11 protein-coding genes are annotated in these 12,370 nt (G+C 59.5%); 3 read left to right on the forward strand and 8 right to left on the reverse strand.

Annotation, left to right across the window (positions count from 1 at the left end; translation table 11 throughout):
• Nucleotides 1-18 precede the first annotated feature (18 nt).
• Nucleotides 19-813 (reverse strand): phosphatase PAP2 family protein, encoded by a 795-nt coding sequence (locus tag JK213_RS02505; RefSeq protein ID WP_194261858.1) that lies wholly within the window; start codon nt 811-813, stop codon nt 19-21.
• A gap of 127 nt (nt 814-940) precedes the next feature.
• Here JK213_RS02505 and JK213_RS02510 point away from each other — a divergent pair, with 127 nt between their 5' ends.
• The gene (locus tag JK213_RS02510; protein WP_194261857.1) at nt 941-1,240 is read left to right on the forward strand and encodes a SelT/SelW/SelH family protein; all 300 of its coding nucleotides are present in this window, start codon (nt 941-943) and stop codon (nt 1,238-1,240) included.
• Here the strand turns inward: JK213_RS02510 and JK213_RS02515 are convergent, their stop codons facing one another.
• The 5 genes from JK213_RS02515 to JK213_RS02535 form a co-directional block, all read right to left on the reverse strand.
• Nucleotides 1,241-1,612, reverse strand: coding sequence for a response regulator (locus JK213_RS02515; protein ID WP_194261856.1), 372 nt, complete (start codon nt 1,610-1,612; stop codon nt 1,241-1,243).
• Between the two features lie 25 nt (nt 1,613-1,637).
• Nucleotides 1,638-3,707: an HWE histidine kinase domain-containing protein gene (locus tag JK213_RS02520; protein ID WP_194261855.1), complete on the reverse strand. Its 2,070-nt coding sequence runs from the start codon at nt 3,705-3,707 to the stop codon at nt 1,638-1,640.
• Nucleotides 3,708-3,782: 75 nt separating this feature from the next.
• A complete protein-coding gene (locus JK213_RS02525; protein ID WP_211571265.1) occupies nt 3,783-4,823 on the reverse strand; it encodes a WD40 repeat domain-containing protein in 1,041 nt (346 codons plus the stop codon).
• The gene (locus JK213_RS02530) at nt 4,820-5,827 is read right to left on the reverse strand and encodes a GTP-binding protein (RefSeq protein ID WP_206032982.1); all 1,008 of its coding nucleotides are present in this window, start codon (nt 5,825-5,827) and stop codon (nt 4,820-4,822) included. The genes JK213_RS02525 and JK213_RS02530 overlap by 4 nt, the downstream gene beginning before the upstream one ends.
• Nucleotides 5,828-5,846: 19 nt before the next feature.
• Nucleotides 5,847-7,139 carry an O-antigen ligase gene (locus tag JK213_RS02535; RefSeq protein ID WP_211571266.1) on the reverse strand — a complete coding sequence of 431 codons (1,293 nt, stop codon included), beginning with the start codon at nt 7,137-7,139 and terminating at the stop codon, nt 5,847-5,849.
• A gap of 90 nt (nt 7,140-7,229) precedes the next feature.
• Between JK213_RS02535 and JK213_RS02540 the strand changes: the two genes are divergently transcribed.
• The gene (locus JK213_RS02540) at nt 7,230-8,228 is read left to right on the forward strand and encodes an aldo/keto reductase (RefSeq protein ID WP_194261852.1); all 999 of its coding nucleotides are present in this window, start codon (nt 7,230-7,232) and stop codon (nt 8,226-8,228) included.
• Between the two features lie 5 nt (nt 8,229-8,233).
• Here JK213_RS02540 and JK213_RS02545 read toward each other — a convergent pair whose 3' ends face one another.
• Entirely contained in the window at nt 8,234-9,379 is a 1,146-nt protein-coding gene (locus tag JK213_RS02545; RefSeq protein WP_194261851.1) for a glycosyltransferase family 4 protein, read from the reverse strand.
• Between the two features lie 54 nt (nt 9,380-9,433).
• Between JK213_RS02545 and JK213_RS02550 the strand changes: the two genes are divergently transcribed.
• Nucleotides 9,434-11,176: a bifunctional diguanylate cyclase/phosphodiesterase gene (locus JK213_RS02550; protein WP_211571267.1), complete on the forward strand. Its 1,743-nt coding sequence runs from the start codon at nt 9,434-9,436 to the stop codon at nt 11,174-11,176.
• A 224-nt stretch (nt 11,177-11,400) separates the two neighbouring features.
• On the opposite strand, the gene JK213_RS02555 is transcribed toward JK213_RS02550, so the two are convergent.
• A complete protein-coding gene (locus JK213_RS02555) occupies nt 11,401-11,961 on the reverse strand; it encodes an HAD-IIIA family hydrolase (protein ID WP_228125403.1) in 561 nt (186 codons plus the stop codon).
• Nucleotides 11,962-12,370: the final 409 nt, after the last annotated feature.

A 12,370-nucleotide genomic window follows, 5' to 3' on the forward strand; every position in this document is an offset into this window, starting at 1 on the left:
AGTGCCGTCCGTCCCGCCTCAGGGTTCGCTGAGCAAAGAGTGCGTCGCAGCCTCCTGTTCTACCGCGCAACGTGCCGCATCGGGCGCGACCGGATGCGCCTGCATCGCGAGCAGTTCGCGCCGTGCCGCTGTCAGATCGTCCTGAAGGTCCGGATTGGCCAAAAGCGCATCCATCAGAGACGACGCATTCAGATAACCGGCCTGAACGTCAGATTTCCAATGCGCGCCACAGACGATCCGGCTTTCCCCGAAGACTCGGCCACGCTGAAGCAGCGCCGTGGCATGTTCGGGCATCAGATGTGCCAAAAGCAGCGCCATGCCATATCCCGCCGTTGTATGGCCTGAAGGATAAGACGCGTGCAGCCCGAGCCCATCGGGAGACGTGCAGATCGGCAGATTCGTGCCCACAAAGGGGCGCGTGCGGTGCCAGTATGTCTTGGCTTCGGATGTCCGACGGCCAACAGCATGACGGATCCGTTCCAGCACTATCGCCAGATGGGGCGCCTGCGCGAGGTCGAGATCGAACCCTGCCGCACACGAGAAATCCCGAACCAGATGCGCCGGGTCCAGATCGGCGTCGCTCTGCGCCAGTTTCCAGCGCGGCGTGTCCTTCAGGGCGCGCGTGGCACGGAACACCCGGTCATCGTCAAGCTGTGCCGCACTACCTGCCACGGGAGGGGACGCCAGAACAAGCCGCTCGTCCGGTGCCGCACTTTCAGGCAATGCCTCGTTATGCCGCGCTGACGGAGCACAGGCCGAGAGAACAGTCGCACATAAAAGCAAGGCAACAGGCAAACGAATGGCAGAACGCATGGACCGGAACATCCCGTCAGAAAGTAATAACCCATACCCTTAACGACGGCCGCCTCTGATGCGAAGGCTTTTCCGCATGAAGCCCTCATGACAATATCCAAACTCCAGAGCCCGACAGGATCGCCCCATGACATCCACTGCGCCCCGCGTCTCCATCCGCTACTGCACCCAGTGCAACTGGCTGCTCCGTTCTGGCTGGATGGCCCAGGAACTGCTATCGACATTCGGTCAGGCTCTAGGCGAAGTCGCGCTGATCCCCGATACCGGAGGCCGTTTCGAAATTCATGTGGACGAGACGCTGATCTGGGAGCGCAAACGCGACGGAGGGTTTCCCGGCCCGAAAGACCTGAAGCAACGCGTGCGGGACATCATCGCCCCCGACCGGGACCTTGGGCATACCGACCGCCCCTCCAGCCAGCAGTCCTGATCAGGTCATTGTCTCGAAAGTCTTTCTGACCTGATCGAGACTATAGGGTTTGGGAACGAACAGACCGCGTATCGGCAGTCGGACCTGATCTGCGGGCATGTCCGCGGATGTCAGGATGATTTTCACGGGAGGCCAGCGCTTGCGTGCGATTTCCGCCAGCTTCTGACCGTCCTCTCCATCAGGCAGATGAATATCGGCGAACAGGTAACGGATCGTCGGGTCCGTCTCAAGCAACGCAATGGCATCCGCCGTCGAACGCGCGCTCAGGGTTCTGAAACCGGCACCCTCGAAATAGTCTTCCGCCATCATGCGAATGAACACGATGTCTTCGACAATCAGGATGGTGGGCCGTGTCTCAGGGTCCTGGGGCATAAAATTCACAGGTCTCCGGTCAGTCTCAGAGTGTTGCGAGCGACAGGGTCGGCGCAGTCAGATCCGCACATAAACCCGTTGACGCGTAATGAAGTTCCGTTTTTCCGTGTCGGCCCAGTCCGGACCTGAGAAGACGGACGCCAAATCCGGTCCGCTTCGGCGCTGTAACGGGCGGTCCGCCTGTCTCCCGCCACTTCAGCGTCATCACGGCCTCTGCGCCCGTAATCGTCCAGCTCAGGGACACCTTTCCGTCCGGAACACTGAGGGCGCCATATTTCACGGCGTTGGTTGCCAGTTCGTGCAGCGCCATCGAAAAGGAGGTCGCCGTATCGGGTCCGAGCTTGAGAAACGGTCCGGACACCTCGACCCGCTCTTCAACGCCCAGCGGCGTCAGCACTCCGCGAACCAGACTGGCCAGATCGGTGGACTGCCAGTTCCGGCGCATCAGCAGATCGTGCGCCGCACTGAGCGCCACCAGACGGGATGTGAACGTTGCAAGCGGCCCCTGATCATCCACGTTCCGGAATCCCTGATGCGCAAGACTTTGGACGATGCTGAGCGTATTCTTGAGACGATGCAGGATTTCATGATTGACGATTTCCTGCCGCGCCTCGGCCTCCCATTCGTCCAGCGCCGTAAAAATCCGGTCAGAGCCTGTGCGGATGAAAGACGTCTCATCCAGCGTCCAGTCTCGTGGCGTGGCGCTATGAACAAACAGACAGCCCGTCAGTTCACCATGATCCATTTTTGGAACAATGATCTGCGCCTCCACACCCAGCGCGCGACAGGCCTCCTGTTCTTCCTCCATCCAGGACGGATTGGAAAGATCGTCCAGAATGAGAACAGCGCCACTGCGAAGAAAATTGGACGTGCGGCGAAACGTCTGAAATGTAAAAACCCCGGAAATCGGCGGCACATCAGGGCTGCACCAGCCATGATCGATGGTGAAAACCTCATCACGCATTGTAATGGCCGCAAACCCGACACGCTGGACCTCAAGCCTGCGCCCGAGAAGTTCGCAGGCCTCTGTCAGCGCCTGCCTGCGGGTCGTGGCGGCACGCAGGGCATCCTCAACCGCGAGCAACGTGGTCAGACGACTGGTGGCGTTTTTCTCCGGGGTAATGTCCTGAAGCGTTCCGATCAGTCGGACCGGACGTCCGGTCGCGTCCCTGTCCAGCACGCCCTGACGCAGAACCCAGCGCTCTTTGCGGTCATCATCCCGGACAATCCGGTATTCCAGTTTCAGGGGAGCAGAACCGTCCAGAAGTTCTGACAGAAGCGGAATCCGCGCCTTGTCATCCTCATGCACCCGCTGGGCCCATTGTGGTGCGGTCACGACTTCGGTGACGGGCATGCCGATAATACGACAGACTTCAGGAGAAACGGTGATGTCCCCACTGACCAGATCGTATTCATAAATACCCACGCCTCCTGCCGCGCCCGCAGCCTGATGGAGGGCATATTTTTCGCGCGCCTGCCGCCGTTCCGCTTCCGCCTGACGGGCCTCTCGGGCCACACGCTTGCGACGGAGCTGCTGCGCAGCCAGTCGCCGTTCCTGTGCGATCGTCTCCCGACGCAGTTCCATCAGCCGCATGGTCTGCCGGGCCAGAGCAGCCAGGCCGTCATGTTCGCGCTGTGAAAGCCCCTGCGGACGTTTTTGCAGATCTACGACGCATAATGTCCCGAAAATCTCGTTTTCGGCTGTAAACAACGGATATCCCGCATAGAACCGCAGGCCCGGCGCACCGCAGACAAGACTGTTCCTGCGCGTCTCCGGATCGGCCATCATATCGGTGATCACCACCGGCGCCCGACGGGCTATGACAGCCGCACATCCGGAATTTTCCAGCGCGCCATAGGTCTGATCGGTTCCGACACGCGCGGAAAACCAGAGCTGATCTCCATCCAGAATACTGACCAGTGCGATTGGCGTGCGGCATAATGATGCCGCAGCGATGGCAAGATCGTCCAGATCGAGATCAGAAAATGCTTCCAGGTCTCCGTAGGCGCCCAGCCCGGCAGAGTTGCCCGGTTGCACGGCGGACGATGATAGAGTCTCCAGATCCGCCTCCTGAACAGGAACCCTGTCCTGCATCAGACAGACATACCGCGTTTCCGCTCCAGCAACAATTGACCCGCTGCGTCAGTACGCATCGGGCACAAGCATGGCTCAACCGCCGCTGGATAGATCGATTGCTGCCAGAACCCCATCTTCCGTCCCGAAGACCAGCGCGCCACCCTGCGGCGTAAAGCCCAGCGATGTCACCTTGCCGCGCTTCGTATCCTGTCCCGAGCACAGCGGCAGCACGCGCTGGTCCCCGCCGCCGATTTCCGCCAGAACGACCGTCCCGTCCTCATAGCCGGCAGCGATGATGTCTTCTTTGGGATTGGGGCAGACCGCACTGACGAACAGACCGGGCAGCCGGGCCAGTTCCGCCGGAGCCTTGCCCATCGGGCCGCCACCCGTAAACGGCCACAGGACGATCGCATCTGCACCGGCCGTCGCAAGCCAGCGCCCGTTACGCGTGAAGCCCATGGACTTCACCTGCTTGGGATAGCCGCTCATACGCATATTGTGCCCGTCCGAGAGGCGCCAGCCATGCAGATCGTTTTCCTGCATGGACGTCACCAGCGCCTCTCCGCCCGGATGGATGGCAATCGCGATATGGCTGCCCTTCCATTCGAACGGCCGCACGCTGTCGACCTTGGCCTGCACGAACCACATCGACACACCATTATAATGTGACGCCGCAATGCGCTTGCCCTTCGCATCGAACACGATGCCAGTCACGGTGGAGGGATGCTCCAGCACCTTGAGCGTCTGGTGCCCTTCTGCCGCACGGACTTCGATCTGCTTGCCGCATGAAAACGCCAAATGGTCTGTCGTGCTGGCCACGCAGTCGATCCAGCGACGGCCTTCATGCAGAGTTTCCATCCGTCCATCGGCAAAGGTCCGGACGAGCTTCCCATCCTCCCCGCCCGTCAGGAACGAATCCGGCTCGCAGCCCTGAGCCAGACACAACCCGCCATCATGCGCGGCCACGACCGTCCAGCTTTCTGCATCCCGCAGACGATCCCGCGGAATGAGAACCAGCTCCCCATCCACCGTCAGCGCCGCAAAGCTGCGCCCGTCGCGGGAGGAGACCACATGAACGATCGGGCTCTCAAACCGGCGCTCAGCACCCCGGTCCGCCAGAAGATCCTGCATCATACCGCAATGCAGCTTTCAAAGCCGCGCCGAAGCTGCGGACGGTTTAGATTGCGCCCGATAAACACCAGACGGGAATCCCGACTTTCCCCTTCACGAAACGGGCCGATGAAATCCCCATCCGCCATCATATGCACCGCCTGAAATGCAAAACGGTTCTGCTCGCCCTTGAAGTGAAGGATGCCCTTGGCCCGCAGAATGTCCGCGCCCTGCTCCTGAAGGATCGCGCCGATCCACGCCTGAAAGCGGGGCTGGTCGATCGGCTCCTTGATGCTCAGGGAAATGCTGGTGATGCCTTCCTCGTGGGAATGATGATCGTTTTCCAGAAAGTCCGGCATCGTCTTAAGCGCGCGCGCCAGATCGAAGCCACCCCGATCCAGAATGTCCGTCAGCTTCACGCCGCCATGCTGCGCCTCATGGATCTGCGCCACGGCATTGATCTTCTTCAGACGCGCCACGATGTCCTTGCGGCGTTCTTCATCCGCCAGATCGACCTTGTTCAGCACGATCACATCCGCGAACGCGATCTGGTTGATGGCTTCGGGGCTTTCGTCCAGCGTTTCCATGACGTTGAATGCATCCACAACCGTCACAACCGCGTCCAGACGCGCCTTCTCGCGGAGGTTCTCGTCCACGAAGAAGGTCTGCGCGACCGGGGCCGGATCAGCCAGTCCGGTCGTTTCGACGATGATGCCGTCAAACCGGTTCCGACGCCGCAGCAGACTACCCAGAATGCGGATCAAATCCCCGCGCACCGTGCAGCAGATGCAGCCGTTGTTCATTTCGAACACTTCCTCGTCAGCATCCACCACGAGGTCATTGTCGATCCCAAGCTCACCGAACTCGTTCACGACAACCGCATATTTACGGCCATGCTCGGCCGTCAGGATATGATTGAGAAGCGTGGTCTTGCCGGCGCCAAGAAAGCCGGTCAGGACCGTCACAGGAACGGTGCCGCTCCGGTCAGACGCAGCAGTCTCGCGAGTAGTATCAGGGGTGCTGGACATAAGGCCTCCGTAATCTGCCTTACGATATAGGCCGGACCCCGCCCGCTTGAAACCCGTTCCGTATCGGCAAGACCCTATAGGCCAGCGCCAGCCCCAGCAACAGGAACCCCCACCCACTCAGCGGCAGGTTCAGGAAGTCCGACGTGGAGGCGATGGGCCATTCCTGAATCAGCACCGCCGCAAACAGACCGATCGCAATCGCATGGCCGTCCCGTCCCGGCCAGATCGCCTTCAGCCATGTCGCAATCATCAAGACGAACAGGATCAGCCCCGGCACCCCGGCATTGACCAGAGCCTGAAGATAATGGTTGTGCGGATGCTGCACACACAGGTCCAGCCACCCCCTCTCGGGCACGGCCTCCGACAGTCCTGGCAGGCCATGAAAGGTGGCCGGGTCCGAGCAGAAATGCCGATAGGCGTCATAGCCTTGCCCGATCCAGGGATGCGCCTGCGCCATCACGACCGCATGGGTATAGATTTCCCCATAAGGCGACTGGCCGAAATGCGTGAGCTGCTGCCGCGCCAGTGTCACGAGATGAAAAAAGCTGCCGGGCGAAAACACCCGCGCCGCCAGCACGAGAACCGGCAGCATCGCCGCCGCCGCCAGCGCGGCCGGACGCATCGGCCGATATAACAGCGCGCACACCCCGATCCCCATAAGCGAGAGCACAAGCGGCATCCGCTGCCCCGCCAGAACCATAATCCCGACAGCAAGAATTGTGGCAACACACAGCCCAAGCGTTCGCATCAGACGACTTCGCGCCTTTTCCGCCACCGCACAGCCCACCATCAACAGCGGCAGGATCAGTCGGGACAATGGTGCAGCAGCACGGGGGTGCTCATACGGTCCCGTCAGCGTTCCGTCATGAAAGCGCGGGATTCCGAACAGATTGCGCCCGAACACAGCCTGAATCAGCATTTGAACGGCAATGTAAACACCGCACGCACAGGTCAGCCACAGCACACGCCTGCGCCAGACCACGTCCCGGAGCAGCCAGCAGCCCAACGCAGCAGCCGCAAGCGGAAATCGGATCGCCAGAAGCGCCTGACCCAGCGCGCCATGTCCCGGCGATACCCACAGCGTGCACAGAACCTGCCAGCCCCACCAGCAGAACGTGGCGACGACCCAAGGCTCCCGGAGCCAGTCCCACCCGCCCTCACGCCGCCCGATCAGCGAAGAATGGAGCAGCAGCAGAACAGCCAGAAGATCAAGATCGGCCTCACCTGCCACGCGCACATGCGTCAGGGCCAGAGGCAGGAGCAGGACGGCCCATCGGCCGATCCGGGTCACAGTGGAAGGAGAGAAGCGCATCTTAAGTGGATGGAAGGTTTCGGCTTCGCATGCAACCACTTACAGTCCGAAGCGCTTTTTCGTTACTGTCTATTTCGAGTGGAGACAATCATGGCATCCGACACCATCCTCATCCCCGGCATCGACACGCCCCTCTCCCGCGTCGCTCTTGGCACATGGGCCATCGGCGGCTGGATGTGGGGCGGCCCCGACGATGACAATGGCGTCCGCACCATTCATGCGGCCCTCGACGAAGGGATCAACCTGATCGACACCGCCCCGGTCTATGGCTTCGGCCATTCGGAAGAAGTCGTTGGTCGCGCCCTCGCCGAAAAGCCGAACAAGGCCCATATCGCCACCAAACTCGGTCTGCACTGGGCTGGCGAAGACGAAAAGAACATGAAGGTCTTCCGGGACTCCCGTCCGGCGCGCATCCGCAAGGAAGTTGAAGACTCACTGCGTCGCCTGCGCGTGGAAACGATCGATCTCGAACAGATCCACTGGCCCGACGACAAAACCCCGATCGACGAAAGCGCCCGCGAACTCCAGAAACTTCATCAGGAAGGCAAGATCCGCGCCCTCGGCGTTAGCAATTTCTCACCCGAACAGATGGATATTTTCCGCGAAGTCGCCCCGATTGCTACGATCCAGCCGCCGCTGAACCTTTTCGAACGGACGATCGAAAAGGACATCCTGCCGTATGCCGAAAAGCACAATGCCGTCATTCTGGCTTACGGCGCCCTGTGCCGCGGCCTGCTGACCGGTAAGATGAGCCGCGACACGACCTTCCCCAAGGATGATCTGCGCTCGAACGATCCGAAATTTCAGAAGCCGAACTTCGAGAACTATCTCGCAGCCGTCGAAGACTTCAAAAAACTCGCCGAAAAACGCGGCAAATCGACCATGGCCTTTGCTGTCCGCTGGGTTCTCGATCAGGGGCCGGTCATCGCCCTGTGGGGTGCCCGCAAGCCCGAACAGGTCGCAGGTGTGAAGGACGTCTTCGGCTGGACCCTGACGGACGAAGAAAAGAAAGCCGTGGACGACATTCTGGCGCGCCATGTGCCGAACGCCATCGACCCGACCTTCATGGCCCCGCCCCAGCGGGACTAATTCTCTCAGGACTGCGGCTTCCGCCGGGCAAACGCAATCGCCGCATGCCGCAGTTCTTCCACGCGACTGCGGGCCGCCCCAACATCAAACAGGGTCGCCCGTTCCCGCCCTTTTACACCCATCCTGACCCTCAGACCGTTATCGTCCATCAGACGGCTCAGGGCCTGCTCTAGAGCTCCGGGGGCGTCCGCTGCCGCCAGCAGCGCCGCGTCCCCGACCAGATCCGACAACGCGCCCACAGGAGACGCCACAACTGCCGCGCCACATCCCATGGCTTCCAGCGCGGTCATGCCGAAAGGCTCCTGCCAGCGACTCGGCACCACAACGATTGCTGCTTCCGCCATCGCCTCCAGAACAGCCTCATGAGGCCGATACCCTGTCATCACGATCCCGGCAGCTGCCGCAAGAGGCCGAAGCTGCTTCAGATAAGGCGTCTCCGGAGAGTCCGGCCCGAACCGATCTGCTCCCATGATAACAGCCCGCCATCCCGGATAACGCGCTCTGATCTGACCCCAGGCGCGCACAAACGCATCTACGCCCTTGTCCGCCACGACCCGCCCCGCAAACAGGACCGTCTTCTGTCTGTCGTGTGAGACTGGCAGTGCGGAAAGATCCAGACAGTTGGGCTGCACTTCAGTCCGGATCGGGCCGCAGCCTTCCCGGAAACGCTGGATGACCCAGTCCGAAACCCCACAGACCAGAACATGCCGCGCCAGATCCTCACGCTGTCGGACCGACCGCGCGCCCCTCATATCGCAGGGATCATTGTGCAGAACCAGACGCACCGGCCCAAACCGCGCCAGAAACCGTGCCAGATCCGGCCGGTTGTGAATTTCCGTGAGCGCTGGCCGACAAGACCGCATTATCGCCACACAGGCAAAACGCAAACGCCACCCATGCGAAAGAGGAACCCTTGGCACGATTAACGGTTGATAACGACCGCCGGGTAAAGGCACACCCACCGCCCCCCTTCCCGCGACGACATCTCCAGCGCCGGCAAGACGGCTGACCAGCAGGGAAATCGCCCCCGCATGACCTGCTTCGTAACGCTCGCGCGGCGGAAGAATGGTCAGGACTGGGGCCTGAATCGTGTCAAATTCGGTCTCAGCAACATTTTGTTGCAGTTTGAGCGATTCCTGACTGTCCGACATTTCCAGTTTCTTAACAGAAGCCAAGGCATCTTACATCGAGATTAAAGGATGGAAATGATTGTGCGTATTTCCCAGAGAACAGGTCAGGAAGGAGAACGCCCCTGCGCGGACACACGCCTTCCGAAGACTGCGTCCCGGGAAAATATCAAAACACTCTTTCCGATTCACCATCTCGCCGACGCCTCCAGCGAGGGATTGGCCATTCTGTATCAGGGCCGGATCATTGAGGCCAACAGATCTCTCCTCTCCTGCCTCGGGACCGACCTCCAGAATTTCCCCCCGCTCGAAGAGATCCTTCCCGCCGCTCTAAAAGCCCTGCCGGACAATCAGTACCACTCCGGCCTTCTCATGACGCTGCAGAAAGAAACTATTCCCGTCCAGTTCAGACTGACTCCCCTTCGCCGAAACGACAAAGACTGTCTGGCGCTGGCCGTCACATTCCTCAGGTCTCTTTCTCCCGCCACAGACATTCTGCCTCCGGACTCTGCCCCGGGCCTGTGCAGCAGGACAGAGTTCGAGAGACATCTCGAAGACTTCTTCCTCAAGCACGCAGTGCCGCAAGCCGCAGGTATTCTCCTGCACGTCAACATCAACCGTTTCCGCACCATCAACGAGCGTTACGGCGCAAGAATCGCCAACGACCTTCTCGAAGCAATCGGACAACGCCTTCAGACATTCCTGAGCGATGACTGCATCGTTGCACGCTTCGGTAGCGACGAGTTCGGGATTTTCTGCCCTTTCCCATACGAACAGCCCACTGAGGCCACACACTGGGCACAGATTACACGGGATATCTTTCACACCACGCTGCCCGTAGATGGACACAGAATCCACATCACAGCCAGTATCGGCTGCTGCCTGATTCCATTTGATACATACCGCTTCGAGACGGCCTGCCATTATGCTGAACTTGCCCTGAGCGAAGCCCGTCGTCTTCAGTCGCCAGACTGGATCAGCTTCAATCCTGTCATGCAGGCAGATGTCCAGCATCGCTGCGAAATGGAACATGACCTGCAACGGGCTCTCGAATCAAACGAGTTTTTTCTCGAATTCCAGCCTTTGATCTGCCTTAAAACAAACAGAGTCGAATGCGTCGAAGCCCTGCTTCGCTGGCAACACCCGGTCAGGGGTGTGATTGCCCCGAACGAATTCATCCCGGTTGCGGAAGACTGCAACCTCATTGTCCCAATTGGCCGCTGGGTACTGCTCGAAGCCTGTGCACAGGCAAGCAGACTGCCGGAGCATATCAGGATCGCCGTCAATATTTCCGCAGTCCAGTTCGCGCATGACGACATGTATGCAGCCGTCATCCAGACGCTTTTTCAGACGGGTCTCGCTGCGGGAAGGCTCGAACTCGAACTGACGGAAAGCATATTTCTGGACGCTGTACAGCGCAATCTGGAAACCATGGGCAAAATCCGCGCTCTGGGCGTCAAGATTGTCATGGACGATTTTGGTATCGGATTTTCAAGTCTCAATTATCTACGCAGCTTTCCCTTTGACCGGATCAAGATCGATCGTTCCTTCATCCGAGACATGTTGAACGATCCACAGGCCCAGAGCATCGTCAGCGCCATCATGACGCTGGGACATGCCATGTCGATGGAAGTTATCGCCGAGGGTGTAGAAACCGCCGCACAACTCGACATGCTGCGTCATACATCCTGCACGACGGCACAGGGCTTCCTAATGGGCCGACCTGCTCCTCTCGCAGATCTGTCAGCCTGTCCGGGGATGACTGATACGACCGTCATACCTCAGAAAAATGCCAGAATCTCCAGAGATCACCTATCCTGACACGTCTCGGATTTACGTTCGTCAGCCAGACGCTCTCTCCTGACAACACGACGGGTCTCACGCAACAGCCGATATTTTTCCACCGCGCTCAGGCAAACCCTCTCCTCAGGGTCACGGCATCCGGACTGCTGCGCCTTCGAGGAAATACGAGACGGGGAGGCCTGCGTGTTCCTGTAAGATGCCATCATCTTTCCATTCAGACTATTTGATACGAATTGTAACTGTCACCTAACAGACTGTCGAGGACTTTCCGGAAACTCATTCTCACACAATGACCTGCCCATTTCTGGAAACAGATCGGACAGTTTGTCAGGCCCCACCATGATCCCTCGAAGGCCTGCCGCACATGCAGCCTGCATGTCGGTCGGCTGGTCTCCAAACAGGACGCAACGCGCAGGATCCAGTTCCCATCGTTGCAACAGATCAAGGATCATACCGGGCGCCGGTTTACGGTCCACGCTATGCCCGCGATAACATTCGACTTCGGCCTCTGGGTGCATGGGGCAGTACCGCCAGTCATCCACAGTCCCGCCATGCTCGCGGATGCTGTCGATAACCCAGTCCATAAGAGCCATAAGGTCGGCTTCGGAATAGAACCCCCGTGCAATCCCGGACTGGTTGGTCACGATAAAAACGTGATGGCCACTTTCGGTCATTCGGGCGATGGCCTCATGGACACCCGGCTCCCATTCGAACCGTTCGCGCGTTCCGACCCATCCAAAGTCCCGGTTAATGACGCCGTCACGATCCAGAAAAACGGCCGGACGGCGCAAATTCAGCGACATCTCCTGCAGCGTCTTTTCCAACCTGCTGTCATTCGCACAATCGTAAAAATCCCCTGTCAGCGAGAGACCCCGGAGCGTTCCATTTTCCGCCAACTTTGGAAGCACGTCTTGCTCCAAAGAGCAGGTCTCCGACAGCATTTCACAGATCGAGACATCAAAAAGACAGAGGCCGGTCCTCACTAAAACTGACTTTTCCAAGTCGTCACGGTTCTGGTGAAACGACACAAGCCCGTTTGCACGCAAAAAGACTTCTGTCTGCTGCTCCGGCAAAGTGACCGGGCGCAACAGCATCCAGTGTCCATTCCGTGCGTGTGTCAGCAAACGCGCCAGATTGCAGGAAAACAATGTGTTTGCGGGACATATGAGGAATTTTTCCCGCAGATGCGGTCGGGCATGACGAAGCGCCCCC

It is taken from the genome of Gluconobacter sp. Dm-44 (assembly GCF_018256175.1).
GTDB lineage: Bacteria > Pseudomonadota > Alphaproteobacteria > Acetobacterales > Acetobacteraceae > Gluconobacter > Gluconobacter cadivus.